Raw genomic sequence first — 24,289 nt, 5'->3', positions numbered from 1 at the left:
GAAAAGCCACTTACCTAAGGTAAGTGGCTTTGTTCTATTCACCAATCACTAATTAGATTGAGCCTCTAACGCTCGATTCAACACCGCTCTCAGCTTTAATGGTTTAACTGGTTTTTTAATAAACCCAAAACCGTGAGAACGAATACCCTCAAGCATGGATTCCGTTCGGTCGGCGCTAATGATCACGCCCTGAAAATTATCCCCCAACCGCAACCGGAACTGTTGCAACACTTCTAACCCCGTTCGACCATTGTCTAAACGATAGTCCGACAAAATGACATCGGGCTGCCAACCTTGCTCTAAAAACTCAAGACTGGTCACCAAATCAAGCGCGGTTTTCACTTCACAGTGCCAGCGTTGCAGTAAGGTCTCCATCGCCACTAAGATATCGGCTTCATTGTCCACACACAGCACCTTCAAGCCAGCGAGATCATCATTGGCAACCACGCTTTGTTTGGGGGCGACCGCAAGATCAACGTGATCAACACGATCCAAGGTAATAGAGAATACGCTGCCCTGCCCCGGCCAAGATCGCATGGAGATCTGATGACGAAGCACATGAGCAATACCTTTCGAAATCGCTAAGCCTAACCCTAGTCCTTGATCCGCATGCACTCGATCAACCCGAGTAAATTCATCAAAAATTTCTTTCTGTTTGTCATCCTCAATGCCAATCCCATCATCCCAAACATCAATGCGCACGTGCCCATTGACCCTTTTCGCTCCCAATAAAACCTTACCTTCTGGGTTGTAACGAAACGCATTGGTTAAGAAGTTCTGTAGCACTCGACGCAATAATTTTGGATCAGATTTCACCTTAAGGCTGGTTGGCACCACGGCAAAATCAATATTCTGCCCTTTAGAGATCGCGCCGAACTCCGCTTGCAGATTATTGAAGACATCTTCAAGAGCAAACCCTCGCACACAGGTTTGCAGCTTGCCTGACTCAAGGCGAGAAATATCCAACAGATCACCAATTAGCTCCTCTGCTGCGCCTAAGGCACTCTCGATATGAGAACTGATTTTACCCGTTTCCTGATCTTTACTTGCCTCAGACAATGACGATGCAAACAATCGAGCGGCATTCAGTGGTTGCATTAAATCGTGGCTCACTGCCGCTAAAAAACGCATTTTTGACTGAGATTCAAGCTCCGCTTTCTGTGTCGCCATAACCAGACGTTTATTCAACTGCTCTAACTCTTGAGTCCGTTCGGTCACTCTCGACTCCAAACGCTCGTTGGCATCTCGCAGGGCGCTCTCTGCTTCTCTAAACACGGTGATATCGGAAAAGCTCATCACAAAACCGCCACCGGGCATGGGGTTGCCTTGCACCTCAATGACGCTGCCATCGGAACGAATACGCGACGATGTATGAGGCGAGCCTTGCTCTAAGTAATAGATGCGCTTTTGCACATGCTCTTCAGGATCACCCGGACCACACAACCCCTGTTGCGCGTTATGACGAATAACATCAGAAATGGGTCGCCCGACCTGAATCAATCCCGCAGGAAAAGAGAACAACTCCAAATAACGACGATTCCACGCCACCAAGCGAAGTTGCTTATCCACCACGGCAATGCCTTGGCCGATATGCTCTATCGCTCCTTGTAGTAATCCCCTGCTGAAGTGATACAACTCCGAAGCTTCATCAACGATAGTCGCGACTTCTTCTAGCTGCATATTGCGCCCTTGCAGCGCTGATCCCAATACCAACTTGGCGGAGGAGGCACCGAATACACCGGCGAGAATACGTTCCGTATGACGAATCAACTCCGCCGAGGCTTGCTCATTCGGTAACGCTTGCTGTTGCTGTTGCTGCCAAAACTGCTCAAATGCGCTGCGAACCCGAGCCTGACCCACAAAGCGCGATGCCAGCATCTGCAACTCTTCAACCGTCACGCGACTTTGATACAGACTCAGGTTTTCATTATCGGGTAATGGGCTGCCAACAAAAGAGGCTGACTGCAATCGCTCAGTTAAACTGGAACGAGTAAACAGCGACACCAGCACATAGCTGACACCATTGACGACGACACTCATCAACATGCCCCAATCGGCACTGCTGATCGCTAAACCTGCAAGTAAATCTGGTGGCGTAATCAGCCAAATCAACAGGTTATTGTCTGCGTTTCCGGCAAGCAGTCCGGTGGTACTCATTAAATTAATTAGCCACAGAGCAAAACCCAAAAACAGCCCCACATACACGCCATTTTTGTTGCCCGAACGCCAGTACATTCCCCCTATCAAAGCGGGAGCGAATTGCGTGATCGCGGAAAAAGACAGGAAACCGATGGTCGATAACGCATGTACTGAGTCCAATACTTGATAGAACAACCAAGCGCCAAACAACAACAGACAAATCAGTGCACGACGAATCACCAACAGCAAGCTAGAAAAATCTCGATGAGAGCGATTCACCAAACGAATACGCGTTAGCAATAACGGCATGACTAAATCATTCGATACCATGATCGCCAGAGCAATAGTCGAGACAATCACCATACCACTGGCAGCGGACGTGCCCCCCAAAAACGCCAGCATAGCGATAAAGTCTGCTCCCACCGCACTGGGGATGCTAATGACAAACATATCGGGTGACGTGCCAGCCAATAGTCCTTGTCCAACCCATGCGATTGGTAACACAAAAAGCCCCATCAAGAGCAGATAACAGGGGAATAGCCACCTTGCCGTGTGCAGATCTTGCGCTTGCTCATTTTCGACCACCACCGTATGAAACTGACGCGGTAGACAGATAAACGCTAACATGGTCAAAGCGGTGTGAATCAGCAGCGTTGGGATATTGGGAGGTTGATAAGTACTCGCCGCCAATTGTGCTAATTCAATATCATCTCGGCTAAGCAATAAATACACGATAAATAAACCGACCGCCAAAAAGGCGAACAGCTTAATGATGGACTCGAACGCCACCGCCATCATCATGCCTCGGTGATGTTCTGTGTTGTCTATGTGTCGTGTACCAAACAGCATGGTGAAAATGGCAAGCGCAGCCACAATAAACCAAGATATATGGAAGTCTTGATAGCCTAGGTCGGACGCAAGTCTGGGCGCTACCACGTCCAATCCCATTGAGATACCGCGCAGTTGCAGCGCGATATAAGGTAAGATGCCCGCCACCGCAATAACGGTAACTACCACCGCCAAACCTTGAGATTTTCCATAGCGGGCGGCGATAAAGTCAGCAATCGAGGTGATGTGTTCTCGCTTGGCGATTAAGATCAATCTAGCAATCACTCGCCAGCCAAAAGCGAATAACAAAATAGGGGCAATATAGATGGGCAGGAACGCCCAAGGATTACTGCTCGCCTGCCCCACCGTGCCGTAAAAGGTCCAAGAAGTGCAGTAGACGGCAATAGACAGGCTATATATCCAAGGTCGCCAATTTGATAGCCAAGACTTTTGCCTATCTCCATACCAAGCGATCAGGAATAACACCCCTAAATACGCCAAAGAAATAGGTACAACTAACCATCCTTGCATTCAATTCATCCCTTTAAATTGACAACCGACCCGTCATCAATTTAAAGAGGTTTATTGCAATAACTCAAATCGTTAGCATCAATTTTGTGGATTCACCCAAGCGAAAGTCATTCTCTGTTAACGATTTAATTGGATTCCAGCGAGGTCGCGGTATTGATATTGGTGATCTTGCTTTTCGGTTCATCCAATCGGATAAACAGGGCAACGATCCCCATAACAGCCATTCCCCAAAACACATTGGCACCCCAAAGTTGATAACCCCAACCACTGACCGCGGTCATAAAAGCAATAAACGCCCCCAATGGTAACGCGTTATATAAAGACTGTAGCGCGACCATCTTGCTGGCATCCGACTTTTGAATATATTGAATGGCTGCGATATGGGCGATCGCAAACGTCACACCATGAAGTAATTGGATCATAACTAACCCAGCCACTTCTGTCGTTGAGGCGGTGAGTCCCCATCGAACCACCACTCCTATGGAAGAGATAATAAACAGTGTGCGCAGCGACATACCCGTGAACCAACGCTTACTAAATGCAAACAACAAGACTTCTGACACCACACCCAAGCTCCAAAGATAACCAATGGTGCTTTCCGGGTATCCGGCTTCCTTCCAGTAGATAGAGCTAAAGCCGTAATAAGCCGCATGGCTGCCTTGAATCAAGGAGATCAATACCAAAAAACGAATCACAGAGGGATCGCGTAATAGGCTGATGATCTTCGGTCTAGGCTGTGCTGTGGTTTGCTCTGACACTGGCATCGGATTAGGGTTTCTCATTGATAGCAACATTGCCAGAATAAAACCAGCAAGTGCGGTGTAGACAATCGCATTAGCACCAAACAGGGACGCGATATAACCGACCGCCGAGGAGCCGACGATAAAGGCAATCGATCCCCACAAACGTGCCCGACCGTAATCCAACATGCCACGATTAACGTAGTGGTTCGCCATCGAATCCGAGAGCGGAATCATCGGACCAAAGCTTAAATTAAACAAAATGGTGACGGTGGCGAGCATGGTAAAATTAGGCTCAACCAATAAGTGTGCTGCCACAAAGAGGCTACTGGCAAACGTTATCCAACGCAGAGCTGGCAGTAGGCTCTCCACTCGGTAAATACGTGGCGTGATAACAAGATTGGCAACACAACGAGTGGCAAAACCAATCCCCATTAACATTCCAACATCCGCTGCCGATACGCCTTGACCTTCAAACCATAGCGCCCAAAACGGCAGATACACACCGTAAGCAAAAAAGTAACCCGATAAATACTGAGAAACCCAACCAAATGGGCGGGGATTGAACATAAACGAAATCCGATAGCAAACAGCGACAAGCCAAAAGTGCGCCTATTATGCAACGACCCAACTCCCTGAAAAAGGGAATTGTTTGCAACTCACCATTTCCTCAAAAGCGGACGTACTAAAATAATAGGGCAAAGCGAGTCACTCTCTCTTAAAACACTTAGGCAATATTCGACTAAAGTCGTCTGGAGCTTGTCCTAGCTTTTGCCACACTATAACTCGTGAACTGTATCTGAAGCTGATTTCACAGCGTTTACCCCAAGGTGCCTGTTATGCCCGATAAGTTTAATATGTCATCTCCACCCTTTGATCGGCTGTCTGTAGCGGGACAGAAAGAGCTGCGCGCCAGCTTAGATGTCGCCTATTACCGTGAAAATGAGCTTATCCTGCGTGCCGGGCATTGCAGCCAGCAACTGTTTGTTATTATCAAAGGCTCGGTCGAGGAGCGTGACAGCCAAGGGCAAGAGATTTACGCTCACTACACCTTTGATGATATGTTCGACGTTCGGGCGCTACTCGATGGCACTACCAAGCACAATTACGTCGCCCTTGAAGATACGCTCACTTACCTGATTCCCAAAGAGGTGTTTACTCGTCTCTATCAACAAAACGGTCAATTTGCCGCCTATTTCAATACCAGTCTGGCTTACCGACAACAGTTGCTAGACCAATCGAAAAAACAGCAGTACTTAACCGAATTTGTGCTCACCAAGGTCAGCAAAGAGATCTACCACCCGCCACTGATTCTCTCAGCACAAATGAGCATAGTTGCAGCGACTCAGGAATTGGTCGATTTTGGTATCGATGCCGCCCTTGTCGAGTTGTCGCACGATGACCCCAGACGGCAACACGCTGCCAACCCGCTGCCTTATGGCATCATTACTCGTACTAACCTGCTACATAGCCTCGTGTTCGAACAGCTCGACCGAGAGCAAAGTATCGGGCGCATCGCCACTTACCCAGTGCATAAGGTAGAACACGGCGATTTCTTATTTAATGCCATGGTGGCAATGACCAAACAAAAAGTGAAACGCTTGATGGTCAGCCAAGGGAATCAAGCGGTAGGCATGTTGGATATGACTCAGATCCTCAGTGCCTTTTCGACCCATTCTCATGTCATTACCCTGAGTATCGCGCGCGCTTCAAGTGTCGATGAATTGGCACTGGTTTCGGTTCAGCAAAGAAAGCTGGTGAGCCAACTGATCAATAACGGTGTCCGTACCCGATTTATGATGGAGTTAACGTCCGCTATCAACGATCAAATCATAGAGAAAGCCTTTGAACTGGTGCTGCCTCCCGCAATGCAAGGTCATTGCTGCTTAATGGTGATGGGCTCCGAAGGTCGATGTGAACAGATACTGAAAACGGATCAAGACAACGCGTTAATCATCAGAGAGGGCTTGGAATGGCCAAACCAAGACGCCACGCTCAAATCACTCACACACACCTTGGCGCGCTTGGGCTACCCACTCTGTCCCGGTGAAGTGATGGTTTCCAATGTTCAGTGGGTAAAAAGTTTACCTCAATGGCAGCAGCATATTGACCATCTGGTTTCCGCTGCCAATCCAAACGCGGTCATGGAGTTAGCCATTCTCGCCGACGCTCGACCGGTCGCCGGCAATAGCGAACTTTTTCAGCCCGTTAAACAGCATTTAACCCAGACTTTAGTCGATAAAGAGCAGCTGTTGTCTGAGTTCACCCGCCCTGCCATTAACTTTGCTTTGCCTCTTACGCTGTTTGGTAACGTCAAGTCGGAAAAAGGCGGATTAGATATCAAACAAGGAGGGATCTTCCCAATCATTCATGGGGTTCGCGCCCTCAGTCTTGAATATGGAATTAGTGCCACCAATACCTTCGAACGAATTGAAGCCTTAGTCAGCGCTAATGTGTTAGAAACCTCCACCGCTGACAACTTGTCTGAGGCATTGAAACAGCTACTAAAATTGCGCTTGCATCAACAACTCAGCAGCCAAGAAACCACCAACACCATTAGCTTGCAGCAGCTCGATAGACCGGAACGAGATCTGCTGAGACACAGTTTGCACATCGTAAAGAAATTCAAGCAGTGGCTTGGCTATCACTACCAAATTCGTCATTGATGACCCATGTTGTGAACAAGGAAGTGGCATTATGAATCGTATCGCAGCCTTATATTGGCGACATAAACTCAAGAAAAGCCCCTATCGTTGTCTATTTGAAACGCCCTCTGGCAATGAGTTTGTTTCTCTTGATTGTGAAACGACGAGCTTAGACCCAAACGTTGCCGATGTTATATCAATTGCTGCCACCAAAATTATCGACAACCGCATCATCACCAGTCAGCCTTTTGATATTCGCTTACGCGCCCCAGAGTCACTCGATCAACACTCGATAAAAGTCCACCATATTACCCATCAAGAACTCGCCAATGGTGCCTCTGAACAACAAGCCATCTTGGCTCTGCTAGAGTTTATCGGCAATCGCCCCTTAGTCGGGTATCACATTCGCTATGACAAAAAAATTCTCGACCGGATCTGTAAAAAGCACGTTGGCTTCCCATTGCCTAATCGACTTATCGAAGTCAGTCAGATATATCACGACCAGCTGCTAAAACAGTTACCGAATGGCTACTTCGATCTGAGCTTAGAGTCTATCTGCCGCCATCTGCAAATTCCAAGCTACAATAAACACGATGCACTGGAAGACTCAAAAACCGCTGCGCTTATTTTTGTCAAATTAACCCGCAGTACCTTGCCACCATTTCAACACTAACCTCATGTTAGCTCGAACTTTACGGTCTTAATAAGCTGAAACCTAAGCCTAAAGTCTAATTGCCCAATAACCGCTTGTAGCCGAGAGTTATAACCAACAACTCAATCGACAAGGAGAGATGCAATGAGTGACGTTCATGTTTATCCGGTTAAAGAAAATATCAAGGCTCATACCCATGCGGATAACGACACCTATCTTTCGATGTATCAGCAATCTGTCACCGACCCTGAAACCTTCTGGAGTGAACATGGCAAGATCGTAGATTGGATAAAGCCATTTACCCAAGTGAAGCAAACCTCATTCGATACCGGGCATATCGACATTAAATGGTTTGAAGACGGTACACTCAATGTTTCCGCAAACTGCATCGATCGCCACCTAGCCAGCAAAGGCGATGACGTTGCCATTATTTGGGAAGGGGATGACCCACAAGACGACTTGACCCTGACCTACAACCAACTGCATCAACAAGTCTGCCTCTTTGCCAACGCTCTCAAAGCCAACGGAGTACATAAAGGTGATGTGGTCTGTCTCTATATGCCAATGGTGCCTGAGGCAGCGATTGCGATGTTAGCTTGTACGCGGATTGGGGCGGTTCACACTGTGGTGTTTGGTGGGTTTTCTCCTGAAGCGCTCTCCGGACGTATTATCGACTCAGACGCAAAAGTGGTGATCACCGCTGATGAAGGGATCCGTGGTGGTCGTGCTGTCCCCTTGAAGAAAAATGTCGATGAAGCGCTAACCAACCCAGAAACGAATGCGGTTGCAAAAGTGATTGTACTGCAGCGCACGGGGGCAGACATTGATTGGCATTCCCATCGAGATGTCTGGTGGCATAAGGCAACCGCGAATGTTTCTGACGATTGCCCTCCTGAAGAGATGAACGCCGAAGACCCACTGTTTATCCTTTACACTTCCGGCTCGACCGGAAAACCCAAAGGCGTGCTGCATACAACGGGGGGTTATCTGGTCTATGCCGCGATGACTTTCAAATATGTGTTCGACTATCAACCCGGTGAAACCTATTGGTGTACTGCGGATGTAGGTTGGATTACTGGTCACTCTTATCTTATCTATGGTCCACTTGCTAATGGTGCCAAAACACTGTTATTTGAGGGTGTGCCTAATTACCCAAGCACCAGTCGCATGAGCGAAGTGGTCGATAAACATCAGGTCAATATTCTTTACACCGCGCCGACTGCGATTCGCGCACTGATGGCAAAAGGCGATGAAGCGACAACGGGAACAACAAGAACCAGTCTTCGCGTCATGGGTTCTGTTGGCGAACCGATTAACCCCGAGGCTTGGGAATGGTACTACCGCGCCATCGGTAACGAACAATCGCCGATTGTCGATACTTGGTGGCAAACCGAAACCGGCGGTATCTTGATTACTCCGTTACCCGGCGCAACCGAGTTAAAGCCGGGATCGGCAACGCGACCTTTCTTTGGTGTGCAACCGGCTCTGGTCGACAACATGGGTCATCTTGTTGAAGGTGCTGCGGAAGGCAACTTAGTGATCCTTGACTCATGGCCGGGACAGATGCGCACGGTCTACGGTGACCATGACCGCTTTGAGCAAACCTATTTTTCCACCTTTAGGGGCATGTACTTCAGCGGTGATGGAGCAAGACGAGATGAAGACGGCTACTACTGGATAACAGGTCGTGTGGATGATGTGCTCAATGTGTCTGGCCATAGAATGGGGACAGCGGAAATTGAATCAGCGTTAGTCGCCTTTGATAAAATCGCCGAGGCCGCCATTGTGGGTATTCCTCATGACATCAAAGGGCAAGCTATCTACGCCTACATCACTCTCAACGATGGGGAATTCCCGTCGGCAGAATTACACAAAGAAGTCAAAGAGTGGGTGCGCAAAGAGATAGGTCCCATCGCCACCCCCGATGTTCTACATTGGACCGATTCATTGCCGAAAACTCGCTCTGGCAAAATCATGCGTCGTATTCTGCGTAAAATTGCCACTGGTGATACCGCTAACTTGGGGGATACTTCCACATTGGCGGACCCAAGTGTGGTCGATAAACTTATCGCAGAAAAAGCCGAACTCGCTTAAATTTAACATTAACAAGCATGAAACAAGCCGCCTTTATAATGGCGGCTTGTTTGTTTTCATCTTGTGGCACGCAATAAAAACGTGCCCTGTGTTACAAATTCAAAGAACAACACTGGGAGATTAGACCAGTAAATTGCTGCTAAATGTTTTGAATTAGCTATAATCTTGGTCAACTTTTTAAAAACTGGGAAAAATGGGCTTCTCACTCACCCTGTTTTTTATGTAGACTTGAAATAAAGGACGATTATTTCACGTTAACCGAAGATGGCGACATTATGACAGCAAAGTCTCGAATTCTGGTTCTAAATGGCCCAAATCTCAACTTATTAGGCGTTAGGGAACCTGGGCACTACGGTGCTGAAACACTTACGCAAATTATTGATAACTTGACGGCGCTTGCTGCAAAGGCAGACGTTGAGTTAACCCATCTTCAATCAAATCGTGAATATGAGTTAATCGAAGCGATTCATGCAGCAATGGGCAATACCGATTTTATCATTATAAACCCTGCCGCATTTACCCATACCAGTGTCGCTTTGCGTGATGCACTGCTTGGGGTTGCTATCCCATTTATTGAAGTTCACTTATCCAACGTTCATGCCCGAGAAACATTCCGTCACCATTCTTATTTGTCGGATGTGGCGAAAGGCGTGATCTGTGGGCTTGGCTCACAAGGCTATGAATTTGCGCTACAAGCGGCGATTAAGACGCTAAAGCAAAATTAACAAAATACTCTACGACCTCAAATCTCTGAGGACGTCTTACTCACAAGATAAAGAGACAAAAACATGGATATTCGCAAAATAAAAAAACTGATTGAACTGGTTGAAGAATCTGGCATTGCTGAGCTAGAGATCTCTGAAGGTGAAGAGTCGGTACGTATCAGCCGCAGCACACCTGCGCACCTAGCGCCTGCTCCAATTCAATATGCTGCAGCACCGGCTCCAGCGGTCGCGCCAGCAGCTCCAGTTGCCGCCGCACCTGTGGCTGAAGAAGCGGCTCCAGCAGCACCGACAGGTCACCAAGTTCTGTCTCCAATGGTCGGTACTTTCTACCGTGCTCCAAGTCCAGATTCGAAATCTTTCATCGAAGTCGGTCAATCTGTTAATGCTGGCGACACACTGTGTATCGTAGAAGCAATGAAGATGATGAACCAAATCGAATCAGACAAATCTGGTGTTGTAACTGCAATTCTTGTTGAAGATGGCCAACCTGTTGAGTTCGATCAGCCGCTTGTCATCATCGAATAAGCGAGGCGCGAAATCATGTTAGATAAAGTTGTTATCGCTAACCGAGGGGAAATCGCCCTTCGTATCTTGCGAGCTTGTAAAGAGCTTGGCATTAAAACGGTTGCTGTTCACTCAACGGCTGACCGAGATCTCAAACACGTACTTTTAGCTGATGAGTCTATCTGTATTGGTCCTGCTCGCGGTATCGACAGTTACCTAAATATCCCGCGCATCATTTCTGCGGCTGAAGTAACAGGCGCAGTAGCTATTCACCCGGGCTATGGCTTTCTTTCTGAGAACGCCGACTTTGCCGAGCAGGTAGAACGCTCTGGTTTTATCTTTATTGGTCCTAAAGCGGATACCATTCGCATGATGGGTGATAAAGTCTCTGCTATCACTGCAATGAAAAAAGCAGGCGTGCCTTGTGTACCGGGTTCAGACGGTCCACTAGACAATGACGATGCAAAAAACAAAGCCCACGCTAAGCGCATTGGTTACCCAGTGATCATTAAAGCTTCTGGCGGCGGTGGCGGTCGCGGTATGCGTGTGGTTCGTGCTGAAGCTGATCTGGTTGAAGCTATCGCAATGACACGCGCAGAAGCTAAAGCAGCGTTCAACAACGACATCGTTTACATGGAAAAATTCCTAGAAAACCCACGTCACGTTGAAGTGCAGATCATTGCCGATGGACAAGGTGGTGCGATTCACTTAGGTGAACGTGACTGCTCAATGCAGCGTCGTCACCAGAAAGTTGTCGAAGAAGCACCAGCGCCGGGTATTACTGAAGAAATGCGCAAGTACATTGGTGAACGCTGTACTCGCGCCTGTCTTGAGATCGGCTACCGTGGCGCAGGGACATTCGAATTCCTATATGAAAATGGTGAATTCTACTTTATTGAAATGAATACGCGTATTCAGGTAGAACACCCTGTGACGGAAATGGTAACTGGTGTCGACCTGATCAAAGAGCAGCTTCGTGTTGCCGCGGGTCAGCCTCTCTCCTTTACTCAAGACGATATTAAGCTGCGTGGTCACGCGATTGAGTGTCGTATTAACGCCGAAGATCCGGAGCGCTTCTTACCCTGTCCGGGGACGATCACTCGCTTCCATTCTCCTGGTGGAATGGGTGTGCGCTGGGAGTCTCATATCTACACAGGCTATACCGTACCTCCTCATTACGACTCAATGGTCGGCAAGTTGATCACTTACGGTGAAAACCGTGATGTTGCCATTGCACGCATGAAGAATGCGTTAGGTGAAATGATCATCGAAGGGATTAAAACCAATATCCCATTGCAAGAAGCCATTATGAACGATGAAAACTTCCAGCATGGTGGGGCTAACATCCACTATCTTGAGAAGAAGCTTGGACTCAGCTAATGTGATTGAAAACCCGCCTCGGCGGGTTTTTTTATGCCGACTAACTAGGTTATCTGCTAAACTCTGCGCAAAATTCATCATGCTAGGACCCAACCAATGCCTTGGATTCAAATCAAACTGAACGCTACCAACGAAAACGCTGAACAAATCGGCGATATGCTTATGGAGCAAACAGGGGCGCTATCAGCGACTTTCCTTGATGCTAAAGACACTCCGGTTTTTGAACCGCTACCCGGTGAAACGCGCCTTTGGGGTGATACGGATATTGTTGCGCTATATGATGCAGAAGCCGACACCAAATGGGTTCTAGAACAAATTACCGCAAGCAAGTTACTCGCTGAAGGTTTTGCTTACAAAGTTGAGCAACTCGAAGATAAAGATTGGGAAAGAGAATGGATGGAAAACTTCCACCCAATGCAGTTTGGTCAACGCCTATGGGTGTGCCCAAGTTGGCGTGATGTTCCCGATCCACAAGCGGTAAACGTGATGCTGGATCCCGGTCTTGCTTTCGGTACTGGTACTCACCCAACAACCGCTCTCTGCCTTGAGTGGTTAGATTCATTGGATCTTGCAGGCAAAACCGTGATCGATTTTGGTTGTGGTTCAGGTATTTTAGCCATTGCAGCCATCAAACTTGGCGCTGAGAAAGTCATCGGCATTGATATCGACCCTCAAGCCCTGATTGCCTCTAAAGACAATGCACAACGCAATGGTGTTGCCGATCAATTAACGCTATTCCTTCCTCAAGACCAGCCGGAAGGTTTAGTCGCCGATGTTGTTGTTGCCAATATTCTCGCCGGACCTTTGAGAGATCTTGCTGGCGTGATTAAAGGACTCGTGAAGCCTGGCGGGCAACTGGCTATGTCGGGTGTACTCGATACCCAAGCCGAAGACGTTGCCAACCACTACCGTGATGACATGACTATTGATCCCATTGTTGAGCTTAATGAGTGGTGTCGCATTTCTGGACGTAAGTAACCGCTCTCAACGCACATAGCACCCACAAGTAACATCGTCTAAAAATCCGCACGTTAGCATCACAAGTCACATTGAATTCCATTTCAATGTGACTTTATTGCGTGAATTAAGAATAGTTTCACCTCTAACAGGCTGAATTTTAGACAATTTAAAGAAACAAATTGTAAATGCTCAAATATTAGTCTTTTCACGCATCGAAAAAATGCGTAAAATGCGCGCCCTTGCTTGTGTAAACCTGTGGCGCTGTTTTGAGAATCGGACAATACCAACTTAACAACAACCTTATCGTTGCTCCTATGGCTGGTGTAACCGATAGACCGTTCCGTGAGTTGTGCCTTCGTTACGGTGCGGGTATGGCCGTCAGTGAAATGATGTCCTCTAACCCAAAACTGTGGAAAACAGCAAAATCACAGCAACGCATGGTTCATGAGGGCGAGTCAGGTATTCGCTCTGTGCAGATTGCAGGCGCCGACCCTCAGCTTATGGCCGAGGCGGCACAATTCAGCGTTGAAAACGGTGCGCAAATCATCGATATCAATATGGGTTGTCCTGCAAAAAAAGTGAACAAAAAGCTGGCGGGCTCTGCGCTACTGCAATATCCAAAGATTATCGAAGATATTCTGAAAGCCGTAGTCAACGCAGTCGATGTCCCTGTGACACTGAAAACCCGCACTGGCTGGGATACAGACAATAAAAACTGTGTCCAAATAGCAAAACTTGCCGAAGACTGTGGCATTCAAGCGTTAGCGCTCCATGGACGCACTAAAGCCTGTATGTATAAAGGTCTGGCAGAATACGACAGCATTAAAGCGGTCAAACAGGCTATTTCGATTCCCGTTATCGCCAACGGCGATATTGATAATCCAGAAAAAGCCAAATACGTACTGGATTACACTGGTGCTGACGCTTTAATGATTGGACGTCCGGCCCAAGGACGGCCATGGATTTTCGAGGAAATCCAACACTACTTGGAAAACGGTACACTGATGCCTCAGCGCCCTCTTGAGGACGTGAAGGCAATTTTGCTCGGTCATGTTCAGGCACTACATCAGTTCTATGGTGAGTACCTAGGCCCACGCATCGCTCGTAAGCATGTTGGTTGGTATTTAAAAGAACATGAGCAAGCCAGTGAGTTCCGCCGTGCCTTTAATGGCATCGAAGCTGCTAATCAGCAGTTAGACGCACTTCAAGGCTATTTTGAAAACGTTGCATCATAATTACGAGAAGAGCTAAACCGATTATGTTCGAACAAAATTTGACTTCAGAACCATTGACAGTTACTACAGTAACATCTCAAGACCAAATCACTCAGAAGCCACTACGCGACTCTGTAAAAGCGTCTCTAAAGAACTACCTGGCACAATTAAATGGTCAAGACGTCTCTGAATTGTATGAACTAGTACTAGCGGAAGTTGAACAGCCGCTACTAGACACCATCATGCAGTACACTCGCGGCAACCAAACTCGCGCTGCGACTATGATGGGTATCAACCGCGGTACTCTTCGCAAGAAGCTAAAAAAATATGGCATGAACTGATAGCTAAGCTGTCATTCACTGTTTTCAAAGGCCTGGCTAATCTATTAGTCAGGCCTTTTGCATTTATGCCCCCGACAAGTACCCAGCGATTACCCTAATGAATTCCACTCACGAGCCATGTTTAAAACCATCATATCGAATAAAGTGGTCAATCTGCTGACTGACAAATCGGCTGTAGATCAAACTGGTGTGGGTCTGTTGAGTGACGATATGGTCTGTCATACCTTCAATTCGAGTTTCTTCGACCGTCACAGTACCATCTGACTCTGAACGACTCATCATTAACAATGGGCGAACGCCTACAGGGATATCACCGGCAATACTGCCCAGCTTTTGTGGGTGCTGCCAGATATCTTGATGCGCTTTAAGACCAAAACTACCGGAGTTACCTAATAACGCCCCCAAGCCTAATTTTTCGACTCGCTCCACCACGGAAGCCCCTTGCAGTGGTGACCCGATAGTGACGACATGAGAAATAGTCTGCACACACGGTTTTCGTGAGGTCAGATAGTGCTTAATCACAATGCCCCCTAAGCTATGCCCGACTAGGACATTGGTGCTACTGCGCGATAAGGCATGATCGATGGAAGCAAAAAGCTTTTCTTCATTAATCGCTAAGGTGTTATAGGTCACTATCTGGGTGGTGTAGCCCAATTCTCGTATATTCTGACTTAATGGGCGCATAACAATGCCATGCATATACAAACCATGGAGGATAATAATATTCATCTTAGCGTCTTCCTTCCCATCAAAACCTCACAATAAACATCAACACAACAAAAACAACAGCATCGCTTCGACCGATACTCTTATCGGCTACTCTTGCTCCAGTGCGGCTAGAATAGAACAGTGACTCGCTGAGTGTTGATGACCACAGCAAGCATCATTAATTTTCTTTAACGCGGCACGTATACGAGTTAACTCTGCAATTTTGCTATCGATCTCTTGCAACTTAGTGGAAGTAATCGCTTTAACTTCTGCACAACTGTGTTCGGTCGCTTCCAGCTTGATGCCTAATAGCTCTTTAATTTCATCCAAGCTCAAACCGATCTGCTTGGCTTTGAGAATAAATCCAACTCTATGCTGACTCTCTTCATTATAAAGTCGGTATCCCGACTCACTGCGACCTGCAGGCGACAGTAGCTGGTTTTTCTCGTAAAAACGTAGGGTATCAGTAGAAATTTCACAGCGTTTTGCTAGCTCACCTATCTGAAACATAACCTTTTATATTGACCTCTTGATTATAAAAACAGTCTGAACGCTGTTTTTTTACTGTTTTTTTTGCGATGCCAAACGATTGCGCGAGCTTTTTGGCAATAGATTGGTTAGAATACGCACCAAATTGAGATCGGTGTATTTTTGAGTGCTTGAGCAACAGATCAACCATAGCATCCAAATATAAAACTCATAGGCCGCTTCTATTCATGAGGCACCCTTGCCGTTTTATTTCACCTATCCCCTAAAGGGTCGTTACTAAAACAGAACACACTTAGGTTAAATTAACCCCTGCTTGTCTGTTTTGGCAACCATCTTTATGCGGTAAGTAAGCTAACACTTGCTTACACACAGCAACGTTAACTCTGTGACTTAAAGGAAGACAGAAGCATGAACAACGCTCGTCCTATTCGCCGCGCTCTTATCAGCGTATCTGACAAAACTGGTATTGTTGAGTTTGCCCAAGCTCTAGCACAACGTGGTGTTGATATCCTTTCAACGGGCGGTACTGCTCGCCTACTGGCTGAGAAAGGTATCGCAGTAACAGAAGTCTCTGATTACACAGGCTTCCCTGAGATGATGGATGGTCGCGTTAAGACCCTGCATCCAAAAGTACATGGTGGCGTATTAGGTCGTCGCGGCCAAGATGATGAAGTGATGAACACACACGGCATCAACCCAATTGATATGGTTGTCGTTAACCTATATCCATTTGCAGCGACGGTCGCAAAAGAAGGCTGTACGCTGGAAGATGCGGTAGAAAATATCGATATCGGCGGTCCAACTATGGTTCGTTCTGCCGCTAAAAACCATAAAGACGTCACGATTGTTGTTAACGCTCACGACTACGACCGTGTGATTGCTGAAATGGATGCCAACGACAAGTCACTGACACTAGAGACGCGTTTTGATCTTGCTATCGCGGCTTTCGAGCATACCGCTTCTTATGACGGCATGATCGCTAACTACTTTGGTACGATGGTGCCATCTTACGGTGAGAACAAAGAAGGCGACCAAGAGTCTAAGTTCCCTCGTACCTTCAACCAACAGTTCGAGAAGAAGCAAGACATGCGCTATGGTGAAAACAGCCACCAAGCTGCGGCTTTCTATGTGGAATCTAACCCAGAGGAAGCGTCTGTCGCGACCGCTCGCCAGCTTCAAGGTAAGGCGCTGTCTTATAACAACATTGCCGACACAGACGCTGCTCTTGAATGTGTGAAAGAGTTTGACCAGCCAGCCTGTGTGATTGTTAAACACGCCAATCCATGCGGTGTTGCCCTCGGTAAAGACTTGCTAGAAGCCTACAACCGCGCATACCAAACCGACCCAACCTCAGCGTTCGGCGGCATTATCGCATTCAACCAAGAGCTTGATGCTGAAACCGCTTCTGCGATTGTTGAGCGTCAGTTTGTTGAGGTCATCATTGCTCCTAGCGTTTCTGCCGCTGCCGCTGAAGTGGTTGCCGCTAAGAAGAACGTACGCCTACTTGAGTGTGGCGAATGGGCAAGCAAAACCACAGGCTTTGATGTTAAACGCGTCAACGGTGGTCTACTCGTACAAGATCGTGACCAAGGTATGGTGACGGTGGATGATCTTAAAGTGGTCTCTAAGCGTCAACCAACAGAAGAAGAGCTAAAAGATGCGCTATTCTGCTGGAAAGTGGCTAAGTTCGTTAAATCTAACGCGATTGTTTACGCCAAAGGCGACATGACTATCGGTGTGGGTGCAGGTCAAATGAGCCGAGTGTACTCAGCTAAGATTGCTGGCATCAAAGCCGCTGACGAAGGTCTAGAGGTCGCGGGTAGTGTGATGGCATCCGATGCTTTCTTCCCATTCCGCGACGGTATCGACGCTGCTGCTGAAGCCGGTATTAAGTGTGTGATTCAACCGGGTGGCTCTATGCGTGATGACGAAGTGATTGCCGCAGCCGATGAACACGGTATGGCAATGATCTTCACAGGCATGCGCCACTTCCGTCACTAATTTATTCTCAATAGAGCCACGAGGCTCTAACAATGGTCATCAGCCTCACCTTTGAGTGAGGCTTTCAGAATCATTCATAAGGATTTTACTATGCAAGTTCTTGTTATTGGTGCCGGTGGTCGTGAACACGCACTTGGCTGGAAAATAGCTCAAAACCCAAACGTTGAGACTGTTTTTGTTGCCCCGGGTAACGCAGGTACCGCGCTAGAAGCTAAGCTAGAGAACGTGGCTATCGATGTCGAAGATGTTCAAGGCTTAGTCGCTTTTGCTCAAGAGAAAAACATCGAATTAACGATTGTCGGTCCTGAAGCGCCGCTGGTTATTGGTGTTGTGGATGCGTTCCAACAAGCGGGATTACCAATCTTTGGTCCAACCCAAGCAGCAGCTCAGCTAGAGGGCTCCAAAGCGTTCACTAAGGACTTCCTTGCTCGTCACCAAATCCCAACCGCGGCTTACGCGAACTTTACCGAGATTGAGCCTGCGCTGGCTTATGTACGTGAACAAGGCGCGCCTATCGTGGTTAAAGCGGACGGTCTAGCGGCAGGTAAAGGCGTTATCGTTGCAATGACGCTTGAAGAAGCAGAAGACGCAATCAAGGATATGCTTGCAGGCAATGCCTTTGGTGAAGCAGGCAGCCGAGTGGTGGTTGAAGAGTTCCTAGATGGCGAAGAAGCCAGCTTTATCGTGATGGTGGATGGGGAAAACGTTCTACCAATGGCAACTAGCCAAGACCACAAACGTGTTGGTGACAAAGACACAGGACCAAATACGGGCGGTATGGGTGCTTACTCACCAGCGCCAGTGGTGACGCCAGAAATTCATGACCGCATCATGGAGGAAGTGATCTACCCAACGGTACGTGGTATGGCAGCGGAAGGTCATCCCTATACTGGTTTCTTATATGCCGGTCTAATGATCGATGCCCAAGGCACACCTAAGGTTATCGAATATAACTGCCGCTTTGGCGACCCTGAAACCCAACCTATCATGATGCGCATGCAATCTGACATGGTTGAGCTCTGCCAAGCCGCTCTCGACAAGAAGCTGGATCAAGTAGAGTCTAAATGGGACCCACGTGCGTCAATTGGTATCGTACTAGCAGCGGGTGGCTACCCTGCGGCATACAACAAGGGCGATGTTATCTCAGGTCTAGCGACTGAAAACGTGGAAGGCGAGAAAGTATTCCACGCAGGCACCACTGAGAAAGACGGCAATGTCGTGACCAATGGCGGTCGCGTACTGTGTGCAACCGCACTTGGTAACTCGGTATCTGAAGCGCAAGCTCGTGCCTACCAGTTAGCAAAAACCATTAGCTGGGACGGTATGTTCCACCGCAATGACATTGGCTATCGTGCGATTGCCCGTGAACAAAACCAAGACTGATCGGCGACAAGCCGAAAACAGAGTCTAAATAACCACAGAGCCCCGCAACTTATGTTGCGGGGCTCTGTTTATTAGCTCGAAGCGTCGATCAAACTCTAATCAAATAACACCGGTCTTTTGAGACAGTCTGCTGAGCTATTTTTTAGCATTAACAGTTGTTCCACTCTCACTCCGGTTAAACGAGTCGCACCGAGAAAGGCAATATAGCTCTCTACATCCGCTAAACGTTCAATCACAAAGTTAGGTAGCTTTTGCTCAAAACGAATGTCATCAAACTTGATGCCATTACAGGTTTCTAGTTGCTTACCGTCCCAATGCCCTTGAATCAGCTCTAAACCCTCTTCATCTTGCTTTTTGACCTGCTGTATCAGCAACTGGGCTTCTCTTTGGTAGTTCTCTAGCTGGGCAGCTCGCAAAGGGAGCACTTTACCGTTACGTCGATACTGCTGATAAACCGCCTCACCGCTTTTATTAAAACGAACATGAACCTTGTACTCGATAGTTCCGGCGTCGATATCATTTTGTACGCCCTCTCTGGCAAACTCGACTAGTGAGTCGTCATTCCAGCGATAATGAGAACGGTAACCCCCATAATCACCCATGTCGACATAGTCTGCGCCCTCATAGGGTTGTGATAAGCGCTCCGTATACCAATACAGACTTGTGGCATCGCCTAAGGTTTGCCCTCCGGTATATTCTGAGCTCCGATTGAGGGATTGCGTCGTCGATGAGGAACAACCAATAAGCGTTGCCAACAGCAGTGGCAGCAGAAATTTCTTCATGAATATCCTGTTATGGCTAGAGTTCAAGACGGTAAGCGTATGCTTAGTAAGACAGTCTCAACCTAGCATGGTTCAATGATGCAAAAACACCAAAAGAGTAATAAGGCAAATTCAGCGGGGGATCAATTGTTTATGTGGGATTTGAGAACAGAAAGGTAAAATAGATAGGAAAGAATATGGCGCTGACCAAGATAGCCAGCGCCAAAAAATTATTTAACTGCGTCTTTAAGCGCTTTACCTGCTACGAAAGCAGGAACATTCGCTGCAGCGATTTGAATTTCAGCACCAGTTTTTGGGTTACGACCAGTGCGAGCTGCACGGTGATTTACTTTGAACGTACCAAAACCAATTAGTTGAACTTGCTCACCTTCAGTTAGCGCTTCAGTAACACCTGAAAGCGTCGCTTCCAATGCTAGTTTAGCTTGAGCTTTAGACAGATCAGCTTTTTCAGCGATAAAGTCGATTAATTGGGTCTTATTCATTTAGGTTTCCCTTCTTCATGTTATCGAGTTAACGCAACTCTAAATCATAAATACCCTATCTGGCAAAGGTTTGTGAGCGATCTTTTTCGTTTATGCGTTATGTTTAGCCATTTTATGAGCATCAACTCACAATTTGTAACTCAAAGAATGAATTTGAAAACTTGTGTTTTTTGTAATTATGACGCATAAATGCACTGTTGAGTGTCAGATAAGCCTGATAAATCTTGCGCTCAGCCTACATTTTACAAGCACTCACCAACAATGCACCAGGCTCGCTTTGCAGCAAAGTTAGGTTGATGTGTGCATAAAACAGGACATCAATGTTTCTCTTAACGGTTTACGTTACAGTAGCTATCTCCGTTTCCTTTATCTGTTCGGTATTAGAAGCGGTTCTTCTCAGTATTACTCCAAGTTACTTAGCCCGACTAAGACAACAAGGCCACCCCGCCGCGGATAAGCTAAACAAACTTAAGGCGGATATAGACCGACCGCTAGCGTCAATTTTAACCCTGAACACGATTGCTCACACCATTGGTGCTGCGAGTGCGGGTGCGCAGGCAGCTAAAGTCTTTGGCAACCAATGGTTAGGGGTGTTTTCTGCGGTATTAACGCTAGGTATTTTGGTTCTTTCTGAGATTGTGCCTAAAACCATAGGTGCGACATACTGGCGTCAACTTGCTCCGCTATCGGCGCGTATACTTCAGTACATGGTTTGGTTGCTGACACCCTTTGTGTGGTTCTCAGAACAAATCACCAAAAGGCTATCCCGCGGGCATGAGTCACCAAAAATGCGTGACGAACTCTCTGCAATGGCTATTTTGGCTCGAGAAAGCGGCGAATTCGCTGAGGGTGAGTCGAATATATTAACCAACCTGCTGAACATACAAGATATTCCCGTGACTCAAGTCATGACACCGCGTCCCGTGGTTTTCCGCGTTCGTGCTGAAATGACTGTTGAGGAATTCTTGAATGAACATCATGACAGTCCATTCTCAAGACCGCTTGTGTATAGCGAACATAAAGACAATATCTTAGGTTTTGTTTATAAGCTTGAACTGTACAAGTTACTGCAGCATGGGCAAGGCAACCAACCGCTTGGTGATGTAATGCGCCCCATTAAGGTGCTATTCAACACCATGATGCTACCAAAAGCCTTCGAGCAGATGATGGCTCATCGTTTACAAATCGCCATGATTGTTGATGAGTACGGCACCATTCAAGGCATTCTCACCCTAGAAGATATTTTTGAGCATCTACTCGGACAAGAGATTGTCGATGAAGCGGATAAAACCACCGATATGCAGGAGTTGGCTTATCAACGTTGGGAGAACTGGAAAGAGACTCACGGTATGATTGATGGTACGGACATTGAAGACCAAGAACCTCAAGAGACCGAGCAAGAGCCAGTAGCAGCCTCAGAGGAAGAGTCGCCAGAACCTAGCTCTGCTGACGATAACGCTCAAGATATAAGCACTCAAGAAGACAGTTCTCAAAAAGAGAGTCCAAAAAAAGAGTCATAAGCAAAACGCCAACGGAAAACCCGTTGGCGTTTTTGTCTCTAGCAATCAATGAACTTGCTAGTAGCTATCAATCTCATTCCCCAACAGGAAATTTTGCTCACTACTGACTAACGCACCATAGCGTAGGAAGTTCTTACCTAAAATCATGCTGTAGTGAAAACGGCTGCGGTCTTGCAAGTTCACCCTGATGGTTTTTTCCACCTCTCCAAGCTTCACTTTCATTTTAACCACTGGTCGAGCCGTCGACTTTTCACCCTTCTTAGCCTTTATACGCATGCTACCCACCACTTCACGAGTAAACTCTTGCTTCATTCCCATATCGTTGCTGTAGGTAAACGTCACCCATGACTTGCCCTCTTTTTCGAACTGCTTGATATCGGTCGCACTGATAGAACTGACGTCCGCGCCAGTATCCAGTTTCACAGGAAAAGTGAGTCCCTCGACGGTCGCATTTTCGATATGTCCCGCTTTGAATATAGGATAGGATTCCAATAACTGTTCACTGCGTGGGTTAACCAAAACCCCCGACTCTCTCGCTTTCTTACCGATGATGAAATAAGGCTCGTCCCCCTCGCCGTCATCTAACACTTCAAGCGCAAAATCGACATCCACCCTCTGACCGCCGACGATAAATTCACCATCAACGACCGGTCTGACCGTATCTCCGACTTTAATTTTACGAAGGATGGTTTTGCGTATCGTGTCATCTCCGCCATGACGCAAGTCCGATAAGAAGTACTCAACCTTATCCGCGCCCTTTGCTTCAATGGTTTCAAAGCTCTGTACTTTGAGCAGCGGCGTACTCACCACAAAAGAAGGCTTAGCCTTTAACGGATAACCATCGAGCACTACCTCTTCAACTGGCGAAACCACCAAGGGTTTATTCTTCAAGCGGTCGGAAAATAGCTGCGGCTTCTCCTGCAACAGGTTATTGCCGGCGGTATCGATAACAAAGTACTGATTAATCGTATTCAGTCCGAGTCTAAGTTGAGTGCTTAATTTGGATCTATCTTTTAAATAAACCAGTATCCAGCGATTGAAGTTCTCGCCGGATTTAAATGGGACATAGATCAGTGGATAGGATTTACCGCTGACTTTCAACATTCTGGTTATTGGGTAAGTCACTCGTTCCATTTTGCCTTTGCGACCTTGAAGATCAAACGTCACTGTCTGAGCTTTATCATCGATATCAATATTGCTTGCCCCCAATATTGAATAGTTATTTACCAAGGAGAGACTGACATCGACCGGAGTATCTTGCACAAAGCCTGACTCACTGCGTCCAATCATACGCGCCTTGGATTGCTGCTGAAGATAGTCATATCCAGCCAATACCCATGCGTGGTTTTCCAAGAAAGTTTTACCAATCAAAATGGGGGAGCTAAAACCGCTACGGTCGGTCAGGTTTACCTCGGTATCGACTCGAGTATCCGCAATCGTTAATGGTAATGTGACGACCGGGCGATAAATAGGCTCCTCACTAGAACGACTGCGGATCGCACTGGCTCTTGTGAGTGGTCTTTTCAAGGTAATCGCCTCTCCTGTGTATGGATGGCGAATCACAAAACTCACGGTTGATTTGAGTTGTTTTAACTCTTGTTGATTTGGGTACTCTCGCCAGTCTTGACCCGAGGCTCCAAATTTTTCCACCATGGCTTTGAGCAACTTATCATTTTTTAGGTCTTGAAAATCAGGATGCTGGCTTTCAACAGATATCTGGGTTGCATGCATGGAAGTCGTATCCGCTCCGGTATCAATTTTTCCCATAAAAGGCACGTTGACCAAGCTGTCGACATCTTGCATGTACACATTTTCCAATCGACCTAGCACCACTTTTTCATCAACACTGAGTGGAGGATTACCCGTGGTGGAAAGATCCGAAGCGGCAAAACTTATCGTACTCCACAAAATCATTAGCGAAATAAGGGCGCGAGCGAGGTTTTGTTTCATTGTTATCTGCCTGTCCATATCTATTTATATGAAAAATAGAGCAATATCGTTAGCTTCCATTCTTCATCGGTATTTAATTATTGTAGAAATTCACAGCAAAACATCCACAAATCACGCAAAAAGTCACAGAATTAAAACGAAATATGACTTTCGTAACCGCAGAAAGCGCGCTCGAGAATTGCAAAACCGACCTTTTGCCCATATCTGTATAGGTAAATCAT

Annotated in this window: 19 protein-coding genes; 12 read left to right on the top strand and 7 right to left on the bottom strand. The window is 47.0% G+C overall.

What is annotated here, in order from left to right; all coding sequences use genetic code 11:
• Positions 1–48: 48 nt before the first annotated feature.
• Together L9Q39_RS01160 and L9Q39_RS01155 are read right to left on the bottom strand one after the other, a co-directional pair.
• Positions 49–3,498: a hybrid sensor histidine kinase/response regulator gene (locus L9Q39_RS01160; protein WP_237483324.1), complete on the bottom strand. Its 3,450-nt coding sequence runs from the start codon at positions 3,496–3,498 to the stop codon at positions 49–51.
• 125 nt (positions 3,499–3,623) lie between these two features.
• On the bottom strand, positions 3,624–4,808 hold the full coding sequence (locus L9Q39_RS01155) for a 3-phenylpropionate MFS transporter (RefSeq protein WP_237483323.1): 1,185 nt from the start codon (positions 4,806–4,808) through the stop codon (positions 3,624–3,626).
• A 269-nt stretch (positions 4,809–5,077) separates the two neighbouring features.
• Here L9Q39_RS01155 and L9Q39_RS01150 point away from each other — a divergent pair, with 269 nt between their 5' ends.
• The 9 genes from L9Q39_RS01150 to fis all read left to right on the top strand — a co-directional run bounded on the left by L9Q39_RS01150 (position 5,078) and on the right by fis (position 14,753).
• Positions 5,078–6,904 carry a DUF294 nucleotidyltransferase-like domain-containing protein gene (locus L9Q39_RS01150; protein WP_237483322.1) on the top strand — a complete coding sequence of 609 codons (1,827 nt, stop codon included), beginning with the start codon at positions 5,078–5,080 and terminating at the stop codon, positions 6,902–6,904.
• A gap of 31 nt (positions 6,905–6,935) precedes the next feature.
• The gene (locus L9Q39_RS01145; RefSeq protein WP_237483321.1) at positions 6,936–7,556 is read left to right on the top strand and encodes a 3'-5' exonuclease; all 621 of its coding nucleotides are present in this window, start codon (positions 6,936–6,938) and stop codon (positions 7,554–7,556) included.
• 123 nt (positions 7,557–7,679) lie between these two features.
• Positions 7,680–9,629, top strand: coding sequence for an acetate--CoA ligase (acs, locus tag L9Q39_RS01140; protein WP_237483320.1), 1,950 nt, complete (start codon positions 7,680–7,682; stop codon positions 9,627–9,629).
• A 275-nt stretch (positions 9,630–9,904) separates the two neighbouring features.
• Positions 9,905–10,354: a type II 3-dehydroquinate dehydratase gene (aroQ, locus tag L9Q39_RS01135; protein WP_237483319.1), complete on the top strand. Its 450-nt coding sequence runs from the start codon at positions 9,905–9,907 to the stop codon at positions 10,352–10,354.
• Between the two features lie 63 nt (positions 10,355–10,417).
• On the top strand, positions 10,418–10,879 hold the full coding sequence (accB, locus tag L9Q39_RS01130) for an acetyl-CoA carboxylase biotin carboxyl carrier protein (RefSeq protein WP_237483318.1): 462 nt from the start codon (positions 10,418–10,420) through the stop codon (positions 10,877–10,879).
• A gap of 15 nt (positions 10,880–10,894) precedes the next feature.
• Positions 10,895–12,238 carry an acetyl-CoA carboxylase biotin carboxylase subunit gene (accC, locus tag L9Q39_RS01125; protein ID WP_237483317.1) on the top strand — a complete coding sequence of 448 codons (1,344 nt, stop codon included), beginning with the start codon at positions 10,895–10,897 and terminating at the stop codon, positions 12,236–12,238.
• 96 nt (positions 12,239–12,334) lie between these two features.
• Positions 12,335–13,216 carry a 50S ribosomal protein L11 methyltransferase gene (prmA, locus tag L9Q39_RS01120; RefSeq protein ID WP_237483316.1) on the top strand — a complete coding sequence of 294 codons (882 nt, stop codon included), beginning with the start codon at positions 12,335–12,337 and terminating at the stop codon, positions 13,214–13,216.
• 248 nt (positions 13,217–13,464) lie between these two features.
• Positions 13,465–14,433 (top strand): tRNA dihydrouridine synthase DusB, encoded by a 969-nt coding sequence (gene dusB, locus L9Q39_RS01115; protein ID WP_237483315.1) that lies wholly within the window; start codon positions 13,465–13,467, stop codon positions 14,431–14,433.
• Between the two features lie 23 nt (positions 14,434–14,456).
• Positions 14,457–14,753 carry a DNA-binding transcriptional regulator Fis gene (fis, locus tag L9Q39_RS01110; protein ID WP_237483314.1) on the top strand — a complete coding sequence of 99 codons (297 nt, stop codon included), beginning with the start codon at positions 14,457–14,459 and terminating at the stop codon, positions 14,751–14,753.
• Between the two features lie 108 nt (positions 14,754–14,861).
• Here the strand turns inward: fis and L9Q39_RS01105 are convergent, their stop codons facing one another.
• Together L9Q39_RS01105 and zntR are read right to left on the bottom strand one after the other, a co-directional pair.
• Entirely contained in the window at positions 14,862–15,482 is a 621-nt protein-coding gene (locus tag L9Q39_RS01105; protein ID WP_237483313.1) for an esterase/lipase family protein, read from the bottom strand.
• Between the two features lie 87 nt (positions 15,483–15,569).
• Positions 15,570–15,971 (bottom strand): Zn(2+)-responsive transcriptional regulator, encoded by a 402-nt coding sequence (gene zntR / locus L9Q39_RS01100; RefSeq protein WP_237483312.1) that lies wholly within the window; start codon positions 15,969–15,971, stop codon positions 15,570–15,572.
• Between the two features lie 387 nt (positions 15,972–16,358).
• On the opposite strand from zntR, the gene purH reads away from it, so the two are divergent.
• Together purH and purD are read left to right on the top strand one after the other, a co-directional pair.
• Positions 16,359–17,951 carry a bifunctional phosphoribosylaminoimidazolecarboxamide formyltransferase/IMP cyclohydrolase gene (gene purH / locus L9Q39_RS01095; protein ID WP_237483311.1) on the top strand — a complete coding sequence of 531 codons (1,593 nt, stop codon included), beginning with the start codon at positions 16,359–16,361 and terminating at the stop codon, positions 17,949–17,951.
• 90 nt (positions 17,952–18,041) lie between these two features.
• The gene (gene purD, locus L9Q39_RS01090) at positions 18,042–19,334 is read left to right on the top strand and encodes a phosphoribosylamine--glycine ligase (protein WP_237483310.1); all 1,293 of its coding nucleotides are present in this window, start codon (positions 18,042–18,044) and stop codon (positions 19,332–19,334) included.
• A 95-nt stretch (positions 19,335–19,429) separates the two neighbouring features.
• Here purD and L9Q39_RS01085 read toward each other — a convergent pair whose 3' ends face one another.
• Positions 19,430–20,116 (bottom strand): DUF1481 domain-containing protein, encoded by a 687-nt coding sequence (locus L9Q39_RS01085; RefSeq protein WP_237483309.1) that lies wholly within the window; start codon positions 20,114–20,116, stop codon positions 19,430–19,432.
• A gap of 209 nt (positions 20,117–20,325) precedes the next feature.
• Positions 20,326–20,598, bottom strand: a complete 273-nt coding sequence (hupA, locus tag L9Q39_RS01080; RefSeq protein WP_237483308.1) for a nucleoid-associated protein HU-alpha — start codon at positions 20,596–20,598, stop codon at positions 20,326–20,328.
• A gap of 320 nt (positions 20,599–20,918) precedes the next feature.
• On the opposite strand from hupA, the gene L9Q39_RS01075 reads away from it, so the two are divergent.
• The gene (locus tag L9Q39_RS01075) at positions 20,919–22,118 is read left to right on the top strand and encodes a CNNM domain-containing protein (RefSeq protein ID WP_237483307.1); all 1,200 of its coding nucleotides are present in this window, start codon (positions 20,919–20,921) and stop codon (positions 22,116–22,118) included.
• Between the two features lie 57 nt (positions 22,119–22,175).
• Here the strand turns inward: L9Q39_RS01075 and L9Q39_RS01070 are convergent, their stop codons facing one another.
• Positions 22,176–24,068 carry a putative ATP-dependent zinc protease gene (locus L9Q39_RS01070; protein ID WP_237483306.1) on the bottom strand — a complete coding sequence of 631 codons (1,893 nt, stop codon included), beginning with the start codon at positions 24,066–24,068 and terminating at the stop codon, positions 22,176–22,178.
• Positions 24,069–24,289: the final 221 nt, after the last annotated feature.

This window comes from Vibrio hippocampi, assembly GCF_921292975.1.
GTDB classification, from domain to species: Bacteria; Pseudomonadota; Gammaproteobacteria; order Enterobacterales; family Vibrionaceae; genus Vibrio; species Vibrio hippocampi.
Note: the sequence above shows the minus strand (reverse complement) of the source record. Positions and strands in the feature narration are given on the sequence as shown.